Genomic DNA, 17842 nt, shown 5'->3' with positions numbered 1-17842 from the left:
CTTAGGACGTTAACCTGATTCAACCATATCAAGACGCTTTGAGCATTTTTCCGATAACGATTTGTGTTTGACAGCGCTCTGACGCGGGCAGAAGCACGAGAAATATATTGTCAAAGGACTAGGGAAATGACCGATAAACGCGCGATGTGGACCTATTACAAGGGCGAATGGCGTGAAGGCGATGTTCGCATTCTCGGTGCAGCCTCACAAGCGACCTGGCTTGGTTCGCTGGTATTTGATGGCGCACGCCTCTTTGAAGGCGTAACACCAGACCTTGACCGCCATTCTGCTCGCGCTAATGATTCAGCTCGTGTTTTGGGATTAGAACCAACACTTTCCGCCAATGACATCGAGACGCTTGCGCGTGAGGGCCTGAAAAAGTTCACGCCTGGAACAGACGTTTATATCCGCCCCATGTACTGGGCAGAAGAAGGTGACGCCAGCGCAGTCGCTCCGCTCGCATCGTCAACGGATTTTGCACTCTGCCTTGAAGCGATCCCCATGGTCGAGCCGAAGGGTTTCACGGTCACCACGACATCGTTCCGTCGGCCATATCTGGAAGTCATGCCGGTCAATGCCAAGGCCGCCTGCCTTTATCCGAACAACGCGCGCATGCTGCGCGAGGCAAAGGCAAAAGGCTTTCACAATGCGCTGGTGACCGACGTGCTTGGCAACGTTGCGGAGACAGCAACCTCAAACGTCTTCATGGTACGTGGTGGCGAGGTTTTCACACCAGCGCCCAATGGTACATTCCTCAACGGCATTACTCGCCAGCGCGTAATCGGGCTTTTGCGCACAGCAGGCGTCACCGTCCATGAAACCACTTTGAAGATCGAAGATTTCCGCGAAGCGGATGAAATCTTCTCGACAGGCAATATGAGCAAAGTTGTGCCAATTGTCGGTTTTGATGATCGCAAACTTGAATATGGGCCACTGACGAAGCGGGCGCGGGCGCTTTACTGGGAATGGGCCCACGCCTGACATCCAATCACAACATCTCCGGCCCAACGCCGGAGATGTTTTCTCCCCCACCGCAAAGCTGCCCTATCACATGCTCGAACACACGCCTCTTTTTCTCGCAATCGCAGTCATTGCGGCATTTCTTGTTGGGCTTTCGAAAGGTGGTTTGCCGTCCGTCGGTACGCTCGCGGTTCCTTTGATGGCGCTGGTCATATCGCCGGTCACCGCCGCCGCTCTTTTGCTTCCGATCTATGTCATCAGCGACATGTTTGGCCTATATCTTTATCGCCATCACTTCTCGGCACGCAATCTTGCAATCCTGACCCCAGCAGCAATTCTCGGCGTTGGCGTTGGTTGGATGTTTAGCGCCCATCTTTCTCCTACCTTCATCGGAATGCTGGTCGGCTTGGTCGGCATCCTTTTCTGCTTCAATGCTTGGTTCGGGGCACTTTACCGCAAAAGTGCGCGAAAGGCGGATGTTCCAGGCGGCGTTTTCTGGGGCGTTCTCACGGGCCTGACCAGTTTCGTCTCGCATTCCGGGGCGCCACCGTTCCAGATGTACGTGCTGCCACAGCATCTTCCAAAACTGGTTTTCGCTGGCACATCGACTATTCTTTTTGCCATCGTCAACGCCGTAAAGCTTGTGCCCTACTGGCAGTTGCAGCAGTTTTCCAATCTCGATACATCACTTGGCCTTTGGCTTGTCCCTGCCGCTGTTATTGGCACCTTTGTCGGCGCAAAGCTGACCCGGATCATGCCCGACGGTCCATTTTTCCTGCTCGTGCAGCTGACCTTGTTTGGACTTTCCATCAAGCTGATTGCCGACTGGATCGTGCCTTATTTCTTCGGTTGAATACACCCGACGACCGCTTGCAACACGTCATCCCTTCAGTCACGATGCGCTCATCGAGCGCCTTTTGGGAGAGAGGAAGCGGGGATGGAGAATGCGGATGCAATCATCATCGGTGCCGGATTAGCTGGGCTTGTTGCCGCTCATGAGTTGGCTCTAGCGGGTCGCAAGGTCATTCTTCTCGAACAGGAAGGTGACAATTCCATTGGTGGACAAGCGTTCTGGTCACTCGGCGGATTATTTATGGTCGACAGCCCGGAACAGCGTCGCCTTGGCATCAAGGACAATATCGACCTCGCGCGGCAGGACTGGTTTGGATCGGCACAATTTGATCGGGCGGAAGATCGTTGGCCGAAACGCTGGGCCGAATCCTATCTGGAATTTGCTGCAGGAGAAATGCGCCCATGGCTGCATGGTCTCGGTATGCGCTGGTTTCCTGTTGTTGGCTGGGCGGAGCGTGGCGGAGCAAAAGCCGATGGTCACGGCAACTCAGTGCCACGTTTTCATGTAACCTGGGGAACAGGACCTGCTGTCGTAGCACCATTTGAACGATCGCTCCGTGCAGCAATCAGCAAAGGGCTCATAACCCTAAAATGCCGTCATAGAGTCAATAGCATCGCCACTACCGGCGGGCGCGTCAGTGGTGTCTATGGAGAGGTGCTGGTGCCATCGACTGTCGAGCGCGGGCAATCTTCGTCACGCGACACCATTGGCGAATTTGCCTATTTTGCTGACTGTGTAATCGTCACATCTGGCGGCATAGGCGGTGACCCCGACAAGGTTCGAAGGGCATGGCCGCGCGACAGGCTCGGCATTCCCCCGAAAGAAATGGTATTGGGAGTACCAGCTCATGTAGATGGACGCGGCATAGATATTGCCGTGGCTGCGGGCGGCCATGTCATCAATGCTGATCGCATGTGGCACTATACGGAAGGCGTGCGAAACTGGAACCCGATCTGGCCGAACCATGGCATTCGCATTCTGCCGGGGCCTTCTTCCATTTGGTTCGACGCTAAGGGCAATCGTCTTCCCGCTCCCTATCTTCCTGGCTTCGACACTCTTGGCACGCTCAAACATATTCTTTCGACCGGCTACGACTATTCGTGGTTCATCCTGACCGAAAAAATCATCCGCAAAGAGTTCTCTCTGTCCGGATCGGAACAAAATCCGGACCTCACGGGCAAAAACTGGAAGCTTTTGCTTAAAAGTCGCCTCGGTAAAGCGCCACCGCCGCCGGTCCAAGCCTTTCTCGATAACGGAGCAGATTTCATCACAGCTGGAACACTGGATGAGCTCATTGCAAAAATGAACGGTTTGACGGGAGAGAAGCTTCTGAAGCCTGACCACATCCGTGATCAAATCGAAGCGCGAGATCGCGAGATCGTCAACCGCTACTCCAAGGATGCTCAGGTGATGGCGGTCCATAATGCCCGAGCCTATATCGGTGACCGTCTCACGCGCGCCGTGCCGCTGCATTCTCTGCTGGAACCCTCCAACGGTCCGCTTATTGCCGTCAAACTTCATATTCTGACACGCAAGACACTTGGCGGTTTACATACCGATATGGACGCCCAAGTTCTCAATGCGGCAGGAGAAAAGGTGCCCGGTCTATACGCTGCAGGCGAAGCTGCAGGCTTCGGCGGTGGCGGTTATCATGGGTACAATGCACTTGAAGGCACATTCCTCGGCGGCTGCATCTTTTCCGGACGAACGGCCGGTCGTGCAGCTGCCGCGGCAACATCGCTCTAGTGAAAGACAAGACGGCAACATCGGCCTTTATCGACCGCATTCCATATATGAGTTTTTTATTTTTTGAAGCAGCGCTCGCTCTCGAAACCCTATGCAATGCGGCAACATAATGTCCCTGTAAGAAACAGGGAGCCCCTTAGGGCAATTCAGGCATGACTATGGATTTCGCCGTCCTTGCAATCGGCATCGGCTTCTTCGCGCTGCTGTTCGGCTATCTGCGCATCTGCGAAAGGCTTTGAGGCGTCGCCATGATGATCGAATACGTCGCTGGCGCCTTGGTTGCAGCCTTTATAGCCGCTTATCTCCTTTACGCGCTCATACGACCGGAGCGGTTCTAGGCCGATCTCCGGCCAAGCCCGCGTAACCGGCAGCCTTTCAGGCCTCGGAAAAGACCATGACAATCAATGGATGGATTCAGATCCTCGTTTTTTGCGGGATCATCATTTTGCTCGTCAAACCGCTCGGCGGCTACATGACGCGCGTTTTCGGCGGTGAACGGACGCTCCTTTCACCTGTACTCGTTCCGGTCGAGCGGGGGCTTTACCGCCTCGCAGGCACAACCGAACGAGAAGAACAGCACTGGACAACCTATGCTGCTTCCCTGCTGTTGTTCAATCTGGCCGGCTTTTTGCTGCTTTACATGCTGCAACGGTTTCAGGGCTCTCTGCCCTTCAACCCGATGGGTATGAGCGACGTTCCGGCGGACCTGGCCTTCAACACCACTGCCAGTTTTGTTACCAACACCAACTGGCAGAACTATGGTGGCGAAAGCACCATGTCCTACCTGACGCAAATGGCAGGACTGACGGTTCAGAACTTCGTCTCGGCTGCTACTGGCGTTGCCATCGCCATTGCACTCATTCGTGCATTCTCGCGCAAATCCATGAAGACGCTCGGAAATTTCTGGGTCGATCTTACACGATGCACACTCTACGTCCTTTTGCCCTTGTGCATTATTCTTACCTTGGCTTTCGTCAGCCTCGGTGTGCCGCAAACAATTGGTGCTTATGCCGAAGCAACGACGCTGGAAGGCGCGAGACAGGTGATCGCGCTTGGGCCGGTTGCCTCGCAGCTCGCCATCAAGATGCTCGGCACCAATGGCGGCGGTTTCTTCAATGCCAATTCCGCGCATCCTTTTGAAAACCCGGATGCCATCTCCAACATGATCCAGATGGTTGCGATCTTCGCAATCGGCGCTTCGCTTACCAACGTCTTCGGGCGAATGGTCGGCAACGAACGTCAGGGTTGGGCAATCTTTGCTGCGATGGGCATATTGTTCGTCGCAGGCGTTGCAATCTGCTACTGGGCAGAAGCTGCCGGTAATCCCCTCATCCATGCACTCGGTGTTGATGGTGGCAACATGGAAGGCAAGGAGACACGTTTCGGCATCGCAATGTCCGCGCTCTTCGCCGTCGTTACCACCGCTGCATCATGCGGTGCAGTGATCGCCATGCATGACAGCATGATGGCACTGGGCGGAATGATCCCCATGATCAACATGATGCTGGGCGAGATCATCATCGGCGGCGTAGGTGCAGGCTTCTACGGTATCGTCCTGTTTGTTGTCGTTGCCGTTTTCGTGGCCGGGCTGATGGTTGGACGCACGCCTGAATATCTGGGCAAGAAGATCGAAGCCAAGGAAGTGAAAATGGCGATGCTCGCCGTTCTCTGCCTTCCGTTATCAATTCTGGGCTTTACCGCCATAGCGTCCGTTATTCCAACAGGGCTGGCATCGATCGCCAATCCCGGACCACATGGTTTCTCGGAAATTCTCTATGCCTATACCTCAGGCACAGCGAATAATGGTTCGGCCTTCGGCGGCCTCTCCGGCAATACGCCCTGGTATAACATCACCATCGGGCTTGCCATGCTGATGGGCCGGTTTCTCGTGATCCTGCCTGCCATGGCGATCGCCGGTTCACTTGTCGCCAAGAAAGCTGCGCCGCAATCTGCAGGCACCTTCCCGACAACAGGGCCGCTTTTCGTCGGCTTGCTGATCGGTGTCATTCTTGTGGTTGGAGGCCTGATATTCTTCCCGGCGCTGGCGCTCGGCCCCATTGCCGAACACCTCACAATGATCAAGGGGCAGATGTTTTGATGCTCAAACCCTCAAGCTGCATTCTCTCGATCCTTCTGGCAACGACCGCACTCCTTCTCGCGGTTCAGCTTGCCGGATTGATCTGAGCTTTCCGAACGGAAACGTAATTTTACTGGAGCCTCTGTTATGAGCCAGTCCAAATCCGCGAGCATTCTTGATGCCCGCATCCTTTTACCCGCCATCGGCGATGCCTTTCGTAAGCTCAACCCCAGGAGCCTTGCGCGCAATCCGGTGATGTTCGTGGTTGCCGTCGTTTCAGCGCTTACAACTTTGCTGCTGCTGAAGGACGTCGCTACCGGCAATCCCAATGTCGGCTTTTCATTCCAGATCGTCTTGTGGCTGTGGTTCACAGTTCTGTTTGCGAATTTTGCCGAGGCCGTCGCAGAAGGCCGAGGCAAGGCACAAGCGGACTCGCTGCGCCGGACACGAACGGAAACACAAGCTAAACTTCTGGATAGTCCCGAGGGACCAAACTGGAAAAGTGTGCCGGGAACGAGCTTGAAAGTTGGCGATATCGTTCTAGTGGAAGCCAATGACATCATCCCTTCCGACGGTGAAGTCATTGAAGGTGTCGCATCCGTCAATGAAGCCGCCATTACCGGCGAATCTGCGCCTGTCATCCGTGAATCCGGCGGCGATCGCTCTGCCGTTACAGGCGGGACACAAGTTTTGTCCGACTGGATCAAGGTACGCATCACCGCCGCGCAGGGTTCCACCTTTATCGACAAGATGATCAGTCTGGTGGAAGGTGCCGAACGCCAGAAGACACCCAACGAGATCGCACTCAACATTCTGCTTGCAGGCATGACGCTGATATTCGTGCTCGCCGTTGTTACGATCCCTAGCTTTGCGACTTATGCAGGCGGTTATATCCCCGTCACGGTGCTGGTTGCGCTCTTCGTCACCCTGATCCCGACGACAATCGGCGCCTTGCTTTCTGCCATTGGCATCGCAGGCATGGACCGCCTCGTACGCTTCAACGTGCTTGCCATGTCCGGTCGTGCGGTCGAGGCAGCGGGTGATGTGGACACGCTTCTGCTTGACAAGACCGGCACGATCACTCTTGGCAATCGTCAGGCGACCGCTTTTGTTCCGGTCAATGGCGTAACCGAGCAAGAGCTTGCCGATGCAGCGCAACTGGCCTCGCTTGCCGACGAAACGCCCGAAGGTCGTTCCATCGTCGTGCTGGCCAAGGAGAAATACGGTTTACGTGGGCGTGACATGCAAGGTCTTCACGCGCATTTTGTACCATTCACCGCGCAAAGCCGCATGAGCGGCGTCGATATTGAGGGTTCCGTCATTCGCAAAGGCGCTGTGGATGCTGTGCTTGCCTATGTGGGCGAGAATAGCCACGCCGATGAAAGAACACTGTCGGAACTACAGTCTATCGCTGACACAATCGCCAAGGCTGGCGGCACACCGCTTGCCGTCGCCAAAGATGGCCACCTTCTCGGTGTCGTTCACCTGAAGGACATCGTCAAAGGTGGCATCCGCGAGCGCTTTGTCGAATTGCGCCGGATGGGTATTCGCACTGTCATGATTACCGGCGACAACCCTATGACCGCAGCAGCCATCGCTGCCGAAGCAGGTGTGGATGACTTTCTTGCGCAGGCAACGCCAGAAAACAAGCTGTCGCTTATCCGAGAGGAACAGGCGAAGGGGAAACTTGTTGCAATGTGCGGAGACGGTACAAACGACGCCCCTGCCCTTGCTCAGGCGGATGTCGGCGTGGCCATGAATACCGGCACGGTTGCCGCGCGAGAAGCAGGCAATATGGTCGATCTTGATAGCGATCCCACCAAGCTCATTGAAATCGTTGAAATCGGCAAGCAATTGCTGATGACACGGGGAGCGTTGACGACCTTCTCCATCGCCAATGACATTGCAAAATATTTTGCGATCATTCCGGCTATGTTTCTGGCTTTCTATCCTCAGCTTGGCGCGCTCAATATCATGGGGCTCTCCACGCCGCAGAGCGCCATCCTGTCGGCCATCATCTTCAATGCCCTGATTATTGTGGCTCTGATCCCGCTTTCGCTGAAAGGTGTGACCTACAAGCCGGTGGGCGCAGGTGCGCTCCTCTCGCGCAATCTTCTGATCTACGGCCTTGGCGGCGTCATCGTGCCATTCATCGGCATCAAGGCCATCGATATGGCCATTACCGCCCTTGGCCTCGCATAAGGATTAGCAAAAATGCTCAAACAACTTCGTCCGGCACTTGTGATGATCGTGTCGCTCACTGTCATAACCGGGTTGCTCTACCCGCTCGGCATGACAGGTATCGCCCAGGCGATCTTTCCCGCTAATGCCAATGGCAGCCTGATCGAAAAGGACGGTACAATCATTGGTTCCGAGTTGATCGGACAGGGTTTTACCGGCGACCGCTATTTTCACGGTCGCCCATCTGCGGCAGGACAAAACGGTTATGATGCCGCGAGTTCTGGCGGGTCCAATCTTGGCCCAACCAATCCAAAACTCATTGAGCGAATTAAAGCTGACGTCACCGCCCTGTCACAAGATGAAGGTTCAGCACCACCACCGATTGACCTTGTGACAACATCCGCAAGCGGTCTCGATCCGCATATTTCACCGGAAGCAGCTTTCTATCAGGTGCCGCGTGTCGCAAAGGCGCGCGGGATCGATGAAGCCGCACTGCGAGAGATTGTTGAGCAACAAGTTGAAGCTCGTGAGCTCGGATTTCTTGGGGAACCGGTGGTCAATGTTCTGAAGCTGAACCTTGTTCTGGACAGGACCAGCACCAAGTAGAATAACTGGCGGCGGCATGATTTGCCGCCCTTCCTTTCAGGAGCTTTATTTGACATCGGACCCGCTTCGCTTCGGCGAGAACAGACCGTCCCCCGATGCTCTGCTTGAACAGGCGGAACGCGAAACGCGTGGCCGCCTGAAGATATTTCTCGGTGCCGCGCCGGGTGTTGGTAAAACCTATGAAATGCTGATGTCCGGTCGCGCGCGCAAAGCTGATGGCATAGATGTCGTCATCGGCGTTGTCGAGACACATGGTCGAGTGGAAACCGAAGCGCTGACGGAAGGGCTTGAGATTATTCCGCGTGCGCAAGTGGCCTATCGCGGGCATCTCTTGGATGAAATGGATATCGATGCGGTGCTGGCTCGCAAACCGCAACTGGTTCTTGTGGATGAACTGGCGCACACGAATGCACTGGGCAGCAGACACCCCAAACGTTATCAGGATGTCGAGGAAATTCTGGCGCGCGGGATTGATGTCTATACGACGCTCAACATCCAGCATGTCGAAAGCCTAAATGATGTTGTGGCACAGATCACGCGTATCCGTGTGCGTGAAACAGTACCCGACAGCATCATCGACCGTGCCGACGACATTGAGCTTATCGATCTCACGCCGAATGATCTCATCAAACGTCTTAATGAAGGCAAGATTTACCTACCAAAGACCGCGAAACGAGCGATCCGCAATTACTTTTCTCCCGGGAATCTGACCGCGTTGCGTGAATTGGCGCTGCGCCGCACCGCCCAGCGTGTCGATGAGCAACTGCTCAGTCACATGCGCGCCCATGCCATTGAAGGTCCATGGGCTGCAGGCGACCGCATATTGGTTGCGGTCGATGAACGCCCCCGTAGTATATCGCTGGTTCGCTATGCGCGTCGGCTTGCGGATCGTCTTCGCGCACCTTGGGCGGCCATCCATATAGAAACGGCACGGTCTGCGGGGCTTACTGAAGAAGCAAAGGACAGGCTTGCAACGGCATTGAGGCTTGCCGAACAGCTCGGCGGGGAAACAATCATCATTCCCGGTCAATCCGTCGCCGAAGACATTGTTCGCTATGCTTCAACACACAACTTTACCCAGATCGTTGCCGGAAAATCGATAAAATCGCGCTGGCGTGAGATGATTGACGGCTCCATCGCACGAGAACTGGTGCGGCTCTCCGGCGCCATCGATATTCACATAACGGCAGGTGTCGACTATGAAAACGGGGAGGCCCCTCGTAAGGTAAAGACCGCCAGTCAGAAGGCAACGCCCGACATCACGCCCTATCTGATCGGTATGGTGATGACAGGAATAGCGCTTGTCACCGGCTTGCTGCTCGACCAGTTTCTGGATGTGCGCAGCATAGCACTGGTGTTCGTTGTCGGCGTTCTTGGTGTTGCGGTCACCCTTGGTCTTTGGCCAGCGCTTTTCGCATCCGTACTTAGCGCTTTCGCCTATAATTTCTTCTTTCTTTCTCCCCTCTACACGCTTTCCATCGCCGATCCTGAAAGTGTTGTGGCGCTGGTTTTCTTCCTGTTCGTGAGTTTCATTGCCAGCAATCTGGCGAGCCGGGTCCAGCGGCAGGCTGCAGCGGCACGGCAACGTGCACGCATGACGGAAGATCTATATCTTTTCAGCAAAAAGCTGGCAGGGACTGGCTCGCTCGATGATGTGTTATGGGCCACCGCATTCCAGATCGCATCAATGCTCAAGGTGCGGGTCGTGATCCTTCTCCCTGAAGGAAACAGTATAACGGTCAGAGGTGGTTATCCGCCTGATGACACTCTGGATGACGCCGATATCGCTGCAGCACACTGGACCTGGGAACACGACCTTCCCGCTGGGCGTGGTGCCAATACTTTGCCGGGTGCCAAGCGGCTCTATCTGCCTCTCAAAACCGCCAGAACATCAGTTGGCGTCATCGGCCTCGACAATGATCGCATGGGGCCTATCCTCACGCCTGAACAACAGCGTCTCTTCGAGGCTTTGGCCGATCAGGCCGCAATTGCCATCGAACGCGTTCAGCTTGTCGGTGATGTGGAGCGAGCAAAACTCGCCGCCGAAGCTGACAAATTGCGCTCGGCCCTGCTCACCTCAATCTCACACGATCTGAAGACCCCGCTGGCGGCAATTCTGGGCGCAGCCACGACCTTGCGCGACTATTCCAGCTCATTGCCAGATGCAGACCGTTCCGATCTCGTTGCAACCGTGGTGGACCAATCGGAGCGCTTGAACCGTTTCATCGCAAACCTCCTCGATATGACGCGGATTGAAGCGGGTGCAATGAAGCCTAATCTGTCGCTTCATTATGTTGGCGATCTCATTGGGGCGGCGCTCAATCGTGCAGCCAAGATTCTGGTTCATCATCAGGTCAACATTGCCGTTCCAGCTGATTTGCCTATGGTTCAGCTTGATGCCGTTCTGTTCGAGCAGGTCTTGTTCAATCTGTTCGACAATGCGGCGAAATATGCCCCCGAAAACACACCGATTACAATTAAGGCTCATGCTGCTCCGTCTCGTATAACACTGGAAATCAGTGATCGGGGTCCAGGTATTCCACCCGGCGATCTGGAGCGCGTGTTCGATACGTTCTATCGTGTGCGTAAAGGTGATCACGTGCAGGCCGGTACCGGACTGGGGCTTTCAATCGCTCGCGGTTTCATCGAAGCAATGGGGGGCTCTATTCGGGCCGGAAATCGGCATGAAGGCACCGGTGCCGTCTTTACAATCGCTTTGCCCGTCCCAGCTGATGAAGTTGACAAAAACTCATGAACGATCCGAAACTGAAAATTCTTGTTGTCGACGATGAACCAGCCATCCGCAAACTGTTGCGGGTCGGACTGACGACGGAAGGCTACACCGTCGTCGAGGCCGTGAATGGTGGCGAAGCCGACGAGCGTATTACGACGGAAAAGCCCGATATCGTGGTGCTTGATCTGGGTCTTCCTGACACTGATGGACATGCGCTGCTTCAACGCTGGAGAGAAACCGGCGTGACCTTGCCTATTCTCGTCCTCTCAAGCCGAACCGACGAAGCGGGGATTGTTCGTGCACTTGAAGAAGGAGCCGATGACTATGTCCCGAAACCTTTCGGTATGAAGGAACTGGCCGCGCGTTTGCGGGTCGCGTTGCGGCACAGGTTGCAACAGCAGGGAGAAAAGCCACTTTTCCAGAGTGACGGCCTAACCGTCGATCTTGTGCGCCGTATTGTGAAACTCAATGGTGAAGAAATTAAACTGTCGCCGAAGGAATACGATATCCTCCGTCTTCTCGTGCAGCATGCCGGAAAAGTGCTGACGCACCATTTTATTCTCAGCCAGGTCTGGGGGCCGGCGGCTGATGTGCAATATCTTCGCATCTATGTCCGCCAGCTGAGACAGAAGATTGAAAAATCCCCGGATCAGCCGCATTATATTCTAACCGAAACAGGCGTCGGCTACAGGCTGCGCGAAGCTGATCCTGCTCCCTGAGACAGCCGGAACCAAGGCTTTGCGAAAGCGTTGTTTGCCAAACAACCCAGAGAATTTCCAGTTTAAATTGAACTGCTGGAAATTCTCTATCTCTTTGTTTTTACGCATTATCCTACGCAAAACCACTTCGCACTTTTGCTGGAAATGCTCTAGGTAACGGAGGCAAGCGTGGTCGAGCTGGTCAACAATATCGACAATCTGGAGTTTATAATCGCCAAGGCCCGGGAGTATGACGTTCAGGTTCCCGCAACCGATGAAGAATCCGGGTCAAATGCCAGCGATGACAATGAAGTTGATATTCTCGACGCCTCACTGGCAAATCCCACCCGCAAGGAACTCTTTGCGGCTATCCGGTCCCTGAACATAGATGAGCGGCAGGAACTGCTCGCTTTGATGTGGGTTGGACGCGGAGATTTCAGTGCGGAAGAATGGGACGAAGCCCTCTCAACCGCCGCTGATCGTGACAATGGCCGTGAAGCCAAATATCTCATAGGCACACCGCTTCTCGGAGATTATCTGGAAGAAGGACTGGTTGCCCTGGGTTTTGATGTTGAAGCCTACGATAATGAATAAGAAAAATTGATGTTTCCATGCACCCTTCTGTTTTGACGCTGCCATGTCCCGGCATTAGTGTCGAAAGCAAATCGGGTTGGCTTATGCTGAACTCGAACATTCAGCGCGACGGAGGACGGCACAATGCTTCAGAAAAACCTCGACCAGAAAACAGACTTCTATATTGATGGAGCGTGGCGCGCTCCGATAGAAGCCAAGACCATTGAGGTCATCAACCCCGCCAACGAAAAGCCTTATGCCGTCATCTCTGCCGGTTCCGCAAAAGACATCGACCTGGCGGTCGCAGCCGCACGCAAGGCTTTTCCGTCCTGGAGCGAAACCCCGGCGGAAGAACGCATCGGTTACATCCGACGGTTAGTGGAGATTTACGAAACCCGTCTGGACGAAATGGCCAAGGCAATTTCACTCGAAATGGGTGCACCGATTACACTTGCGCGGGAATCGCAGGCAGCGGCAGGCCTCTCGCATACCAAGGCTTTCATTGCGGCCTTCGAAAACTTCGAGTTCGAAGAGATCCTTTCTCCGAAACACCCGAACCAGACGGTCGTGCGCGAACCAATCGGTGTTTGCGGCCTCATTACGCCGTGGAACTGGCCGATGAACCAGATCGCGCTGAAAGTTATTCCAGCACTTGCGGTTGGCTGCACCGTCGTCCTGAAGCCGTCCGAGATTGCGCCGATGTCGGCCATGCTCTTTGCCGAATTTGTGGATCAGGCAGGTTTCCCGAAAGGCGTTTTCAATCTCGTCAATGGTGAAGGCACCGTTGTTGGCGAAGCCTTGTCGCAACACCCAGATGTCGACATGATGTCCTTCACCGGCTCGACCCGCGCCGGAACGGCAGTTTCGCGAGCAGCAGCAGCAACGGTAAAGCGCGTTTCGCTGGAGCTTGGTGGCAAATCGCCGAACATCGTTTTCGCCGACGCCGATCTTGAAAAGACTATGGCACGCAGCCTTGCGCATTGCTTCGAGAATACCGGACAGTCCTGTAATGCGCCGACGCGCATGCTCGTGGAGCGCTCAGTTTACGACAAGGCAGTAGACCTCGCGAAAAAGATAACAGAAGGCACGAAGGTCGGCGACCCGGCAAAGGAAGGCGATCACATCGGCCCGCTTTCCTCCTCAATCCAGTTCGAGAAAGTTCAACACCTGATCCAGAAGGGCATTGACGAAGGTGCACGGCTTGTTGCGGGTGGTACGGGACGTCCCGACGGGTTCACCGAAGGTGATTTCGTCAAGCCAACCGTCTTTGCCGACGTATACAATGACATGACGATTGCTCGCGAAGAAATCTTCGGACCGGTGCTTGCAATGATCCCGTTCGATACCGAAGAAGAAGCCGTCGCCATTGCCAACGACACTCCATACGGGCTTGCAGCCTATATCCAGACCGGTAGTCCGGAACGCGCAAAACGCGTGGCTCGCAAATTGCGCGCTGGCATGGTGCAGATCAACGGCACATCGCGTGCACCGGGAAGTCCGTTTGGCGGCTACAAGCAATCAGGCAATGGCCGCGAGGGCGGCAAATGGGGGCTGGAAGACTTCATGGAAGTAAAGCTGATCAGCGGCTGATCTTTATACTACGACAATAAAAAGCGCCGGTTAGCGGCGCTTTTTAGTTTTTTACTTGATACTCAAGCTTTCTCGATAACGCGAATGCGATGGTCCCCGCCTATATCGATGAATTGTGTCCGTGGCGGCACTTCATGAACATCGTGCGTGCCAAAGCTTTCGGGGTAGAATGCATAACCTTCCGGTGCTTGCGGTGGGCTTGTATCGTCGAGCAGCCGACCGCCCGTCAATTCCGTCATCGGATCGGGAATGGCCGAAATCAGTCTCCGTGTATAGGGATGCGTCGGGTTCGAGAATATCCGATCCCACGGTCCGCTCTCAACAATCTGCCCGAAATACATAACCGCCACACGGTCGCTCATATGCTCTACGACACTCAGATCATGGCTGATCATGATATAAGAGAGACCGAGCCGTTCTTTCAGTTCCAGCAGCAGATTGATGATCTGAGCCCGGATCGAAACATCGAGCGCCGAAACAGGCTCATCAAGCACGATAACTTTCGGATTGAGCAGCAGCGCGCGTGCTATGCCGATGCGCTGGCGTTGCCCACCCGAAAACTCGTGCGGAAAACGCTTTGCCTGCTCGGGCTTCAAACCGACAAGACGCAAAATTTCCTCGACGCGCCCATCGACTTCGCTGCGCGAGGTCACACCGTGAAGTCGCAAGGGCGCCGCCAGGGACGTATAGACTGTCTGGCGCGGATTGAGTGAAGCGAACGGATCTTGAAAGACCATCTGCGCCATCTTTGCTCGTTCCAGCCGTGACGGTTCGTCCTTTCCGGTGATCGGTCGTCCTTCAAAATAGATTTGCCCGCTCGTCGGCTTTTGCAAGCCGACGAGGGAGAGTGCAAGCGTAGATTTACCGCAACCGGACTCTCCAACAATCGAAAGACACTCGCCTTTGTTGAGGGTCAGGCTGAGATTGTTGACGGCACGCAGCAATTGCTTTGAGCGACTGAAAATGCCGCCGCTCACCGGGAAGTAAACGCAGACATCGTCGATGCGGACCAATGGTTCTGCCAGTTTGGCGGAATGCATGTCATTCATGATGGAAACACCTCACCACACCGGCATCTTCAAGTGGCGTCCAGCCCGGTTTTTGCGCACGGCAAATATCAGTCGCGCGCGTACAACGCGGCTCGAACCTGCAGCCCTTTGGAAAAGCGGAAATGGAGGGTACCACGCCTTCGATTTCCTGCAGCCGCAACTGACCTGCTTTTTGTCGTGATCCGAGCTGCGGTAGAGAGGCCAGAAGACCATGCGCATAAGGATGAGCCGGGTGGTGAAACAGGCCTGCTGTTATGCGCTGCTCGACCAAATGCCCAGCATACATGACCCCCACGCGACGACACATTTTCGCGATGACACCAAGATCATGACTAATCATCAGGACAGAAGTTCCTCGTGCAGTGCAAAGCTCTTGCATCAGACGAAGAATTTCCGCCTGAACAGTCACATCAAGCGCGGTCGTGGGTTCGTCAGCGATCAGCAAATCTGGATCACACGCGAGTGCGATAGCGATCATTACACGCTGGCGCATACCGCCAGACATCTGATGTGGATAGTTCTTCACACGTTGCTCTGGCGCAGGAACTTGAACACTGGCGAGCGCTTCGATCGCTTTGCGCTCCGCCTCGTGCCAGGTCGCACCCTGATGCAGCACGAACATTTCCGCAATCTGACGCCCTACTGGCGACAACGGATTGAGAGCAGTCATCGGCTCCTGAAAGATCATCGCTATGCGATTGCCGCGCAGCTTGCGCATTTCACGCGACGACATCGACCGCAAATCCTGCCCTTTGAAGCGTATCACGCCATCTGTTATCGACAGTGGTTTGCGCAGCAATCCGATCATCGATAGTGCAGTGATGCTCTTTCCGCAGCCAGACTCTCCAACCAGTCCGAATGTCTCGCCGGCTCCGATAGTGAACGATACGTCTTCGACCACGTTATGTTTGCTCGAACCAGAAACAATATCGATCCGGAGGTTCTCTACCTCAAGAAGTGCTTGTTCGCTCATACCTTGCGTGTCCTCATATGCGGGTCGAGCCAGTCGCGAAGACCGTCCCCGAACAGATTGAGTCCAAGCACCGTGAAGAAGATGGCCAAACCGGGAAACACGGCAGCCCAAGGCGCGTTCACGATCAACTCACGCGCATCGGTGAGCATGTTACCCCAGCTTGGATCTGGTGGACTGATCCCAAGACCAAGATAGGAAAGTGCTGCTTCTGCGAGAATTGCGTCGCCCATTCCGAGCGTACCGATCACAAGAATAGGCCCGATCATGTTTGGCACGATCTGCGTGATCATGATGCGGGCATCGCTATAGCCAAGCATCTTGGCAGCCTGAATATAGCCCTGCTTCTTTAGCGAAAGGGTGGAACTGCGCGCAATGCGGCAAGTCCAGGACCAATTCGTCAGACCAAGCGCGAGCAGAAGGCTTGGCAAACCGGGGCCGAGGACAGCCATGATTGCCAGCGCGAAGATCAGCGACGGAATTGCCAGCATGAGATTAGTCAGACCATTGACGAAATCATCCCACCAACCGCCGAAATAACCGGCAGAAATGCCAAAACACAGTCCAATAACAGTGTTGATGCACTGCGAGACGACACCAACGGTCAAAGATACTTGCGCACCATAGAGGATGCGCGAATAAACATCGCGGCCCTGTGCGTCGGTGCCGAACCAGAATTGTGCATCGGGGGGCAGTTCTGCATTCATCAGATCGGCATCGAGAACCGGATTATAGTGCGCCAGCAATGGTGCAAATACGGCAGCGCCTACGATTACGATGCACACGAACCCGCCAAATACGAGATTGAAACGGAGCTTCATAGGCTTACTCGTGGCTTATGCGCGGGTCGATAACCGCGTAGAGAATGTCAACGATCGTATTGATGACCAAAAACCACAACACGATTACGAGAATTGCCCCCTGCACCACGGGAATGTCGCGCAGCGAAACGCTATCGATCAGCAAGGAGCCAAGGCCCGGCCACGAGAATAACTTCTCCACCACCACGGCCTGCCCCATCATCGATCCGAATTGCAAGCCGATTGTCGTGATAATCAACACCAGCGCATTGCGCATGACATGCCATTTCACCAGGCGAAAGCTGCTCATGCCTTTAGAGCGGGCGGTACGAATGAAATCAGCGCCCATCACTTCAAGCACGGCTGCACGCGTTGTTCTTGCCAGCAACGCCAATGGCGCAACACCCAACGTCAGCGCAGGCAGAATGACGTTTCTGATGCCTCCATCGCCATAGCCGAAACTCGGCAACCATCCAAGTGTCAGTGCGAAGAGATACATGGCTAGCAGGCCCAGCCAGAACTGTGGTAGCGAGAGGCCCGAGACTGCGCCTATCATCGTCACACTGTCGAGAAGGCTTCCGGGTTTAAGTGCCGCGAGAAAGCCAAGCGGTACGCCTATCAGGATCGCAAACCCCATAGCTGCAAAAGCGAGCTTCAATGTTGGCCACATGCGCTCCTGAATAAGCGAGACAACGGGCTGTCTTGATCGATAGGACGTACCGAGATCAAACTGTGCCAGTTGAACCAGATAATTGCCGAAACGCACATGGACAGGCTTGTCGAGGCCAAATTCCTGAGTGATCTTTTCGACCATCTTCGGGTCGTTCATGCCCTTGCCATTGGCAATTAGGCCAGAAGCGATGCTGCCCGGAACAACACTGAAAATGACGAAGATCAGCAGCGATACAGCGACAACCGTCGGTATCATCTGCAAGATGCGCCGAAAAATAAAATAGAGCACATGGTCCTCCTTTCGGATCAGCGTAAACTACGCTGGAGCAAAGG

Annotated in this window: 15 protein-coding genes; 11 read left to right on the top strand and 4 right to left on the bottom strand. The window is 54.8% G+C overall.

The genetic code is table 11. The features are described 5' to 3' along the window. The first annotated feature begins 126 nt into the window (after positions 1 to 126). From CES86_RS24925 to CES86_RS24875, 11 genes are all read left to right on the top strand, one after another. The gene (locus tag CES86_RS24925) at positions 127 to 981 is read left to right on the top strand and encodes a branched-chain amino acid aminotransferase (protein ID WP_029375981.1); all 855 of its coding nucleotides are present in this window, start codon (positions 127 to 129) and stop codon (positions 979 to 981) included. 70 nt (positions 982 to 1051) lie between these two features. Then, the gene (locus CES86_RS24920) at positions 1052 to 1813 is read left to right on the top strand and encodes a sulfite exporter TauE/SafE family protein (RefSeq protein ID WP_040128285.1); all 762 of its coding nucleotides are present in this window, start codon (positions 1052 to 1054) and stop codon (positions 1811 to 1813) included. Positions 1814 to 1897: 84 nt separating this feature from the next. Further along, complete coding sequence (locus CES86_RS24915) at positions 1898 to 3559, top strand: FAD-binding dehydrogenase (RefSeq protein ID WP_094515681.1); 1662 nt, start codon at positions 1898 to 1900, stop codon at positions 3557 to 3559. Between the two features lie 248 nt (positions 3560 to 3807). Continuing rightward, the gene (gene kdpF, locus CES86_RS28330) at positions 3808 to 3897 is read left to right on the top strand and encodes a K(+)-transporting ATPase subunit F (RefSeq protein WP_036578495.1); all 90 of its coding nucleotides are present in this window, start codon (positions 3808 to 3810) and stop codon (positions 3895 to 3897) included. Between the two features lie 56 nt (positions 3898 to 3953). Then, positions 3954 to 5657 carry a potassium-transporting ATPase subunit KdpA gene (gene kdpA / locus CES86_RS24905; RefSeq protein ID WP_094515680.1) on the top strand — a complete coding sequence of 568 codons (1704 nt, stop codon included), beginning with the start codon at positions 3954 to 3956 and terminating at the stop codon, positions 5655 to 5657. 126 nt (positions 5658 to 5783) lie between these two features. Further along, positions 5784 to 7838: a potassium-transporting ATPase subunit KdpB gene (gene kdpB / locus CES86_RS24900; protein WP_094515679.1), complete on the top strand. Its 2055-nt coding sequence runs from the start codon at positions 5784 to 5786 to the stop codon at positions 7836 to 7838. A gap of 12 nt (positions 7839 to 7850) precedes the next feature. Next, positions 7851 to 8423 (top strand): potassium-transporting ATPase subunit KdpC, encoded by a 573-nt coding sequence (kdpC, locus tag CES86_RS24895; protein ID WP_094515678.1) that lies wholly within the window; start codon positions 7851 to 7853, stop codon positions 8421 to 8423. Between the two features lie 49 nt (positions 8424 to 8472). Then, complete coding sequence (locus CES86_RS24890; protein ID WP_094515829.1) at positions 8473 to 11178, top strand: sensor histidine kinase; 2706 nt, start codon at positions 8473 to 8475, stop codon at positions 11176 to 11178. Further along, the gene (locus CES86_RS24885; protein ID WP_010658966.1) at positions 11175 to 11876 is read left to right on the top strand and encodes a response regulator transcription factor; all 702 of its coding nucleotides are present in this window, start codon (positions 11175 to 11177) and stop codon (positions 11874 to 11876) included. The genes CES86_RS24890 and CES86_RS24885 overlap by 4 nt, the downstream gene beginning before the upstream one ends. A 168-nt stretch (positions 11877 to 12044) precedes the next feature. Then, on the top strand, positions 12045 to 12449 hold the full coding sequence (locus CES86_RS24880) for a DUF3775 domain-containing protein (RefSeq protein ID WP_012093148.1): 405 nt from the start codon (positions 12045 to 12047) through the stop codon (positions 12447 to 12449). 123 nt (positions 12450 to 12572) lie between these two features. Beyond that, positions 12573 to 14018, top strand: coding sequence for an aldehyde dehydrogenase family protein (locus CES86_RS24875; protein WP_012093149.1), 1446 nt, complete (start codon positions 12573 to 12575; stop codon positions 14016 to 14018). Between the two features lie 62 nt (positions 14019 to 14080). Here CES86_RS24875 and CES86_RS24870 read toward each other — a convergent pair whose 3' ends face one another. The 4 genes from CES86_RS24870 to CES86_RS24855 are packed head-to-tail and all read right to left on the bottom strand — an operon-like array spanning position 14081 to position 17798. Beyond that, on the bottom strand, positions 14081 to 15067 hold the full coding sequence (locus CES86_RS24870) for an ABC transporter ATP-binding protein (protein WP_010658969.1): 987 nt from the start codon (positions 15065 to 15067) through the stop codon (positions 14081 to 14083). After that, complete coding sequence (locus tag CES86_RS24865; protein WP_010658970.1) at positions 15060 to 16040, bottom strand: ABC transporter ATP-binding protein; 981 nt, start codon at positions 16038 to 16040, stop codon at positions 15060 to 15062. Before CES86_RS24865 ends, CES86_RS24870 begins: the two co-directional genes overlap by 8 nt. Then, positions 16037 to 16858: an ABC transporter permease gene (locus CES86_RS24860; RefSeq protein WP_012093150.1), complete on the bottom strand. Its 822-nt coding sequence runs from the start codon at positions 16856 to 16858 to the stop codon at positions 16037 to 16039. The genes CES86_RS24865 and CES86_RS24860 overlap by 4 nt, the downstream gene beginning before the upstream one ends. 4 nt (positions 16859 to 16862) lie before the next feature. Next, positions 16863 to 17798: an ABC transporter permease gene (locus CES86_RS24855; protein WP_012093151.1), complete on the bottom strand. Its 936-nt coding sequence runs from the start codon at positions 17796 to 17798 to the stop codon at positions 16863 to 16865. Positions 17799 to 17842 lie beyond the last annotated feature (44 nt).

Source organism: Brucella lupini, from assembly GCF_002252535.1.
Lineage (GTDB): Bacteria > Pseudomonadota > Alphaproteobacteria > Rhizobiales > Rhizobiaceae > Brucella > Brucella anthropi.
The sequence above is the reverse complement of the archived record's forward strand: the minus strand, read 5'-3'. Positions and strand labels throughout refer to the sequence as shown.

Coding starts and splice junctions, on each gene's coding strand:
- CES86_RS24925 (WP_029375981.1), top strand. CDS start 127: ATGACCGATAAACGCGCGATGTGGACCTATTACAAGGGCGAATGGCGT.
- CES86_RS24920 (WP_040128285.1), top strand. CDS start 1,052: ATGCTCGAACACACGCCTCTTTTTCTCGCAATCGCAGTCATTGCGGCA.
- CES86_RS24915 (WP_094515681.1), top strand. CDS start 1,898: ATGGAGAATGCGGATGCAATCATCATCGGTGCCGGATTAGCTGGGCTT.
- kdpF (WP_036578495.1), top strand. CDS start 3,808: ATGATGATCGAATACGTCGCTGGCGCCTTGGTTGCAGCCTTTATAGCC.
- kdpA (WP_094515680.1), top strand. CDS start 3,954: ATGACAATCAATGGATGGATTCAGATCCTCGTTTTTTGCGGGATCATC.
- kdpB (WP_094515679.1), top strand. CDS start 5,784: ATGAGCCAGTCCAAATCCGCGAGCATTCTTGATGCCCGCATCCTTTTA.
- kdpC (WP_094515678.1), top strand. CDS start 7,851: ATGCTCAAACAACTTCGTCCGGCACTTGTGATGATCGTGTCGCTCACT.
- CES86_RS24885 (WP_010658966.1), top strand. CDS start 11,175: ATGAACGATCCGAAACTGAAAATTCTTGTTGTCGACGATGAACCAGCC.
- CES86_RS24875 (WP_012093149.1), top strand. CDS start 12,573: ATGCTTCAGAAAAACCTCGACCAGAAAACAGACTTCTATATTGATGGA.
- CES86_RS24870 (WP_010658969.1), bottom strand. CDS start 15,067: ATGAATGACATGCATTCCGCCAAACTGGCAGAACCATTGGTCCGCATC.
- CES86_RS24865 (WP_010658970.1), bottom strand. CDS start 16,040: ATGAGCGAACAAGCACTTCTTGAGGTAGAGAACCTCCGGATCGATATT.
- CES86_RS24860 (WP_012093150.1), bottom strand. CDS start 16,858: ATGAAGCTCCGTTTCAATCTCGTATTTGGCGGGTTCGTGTGCATCGTA.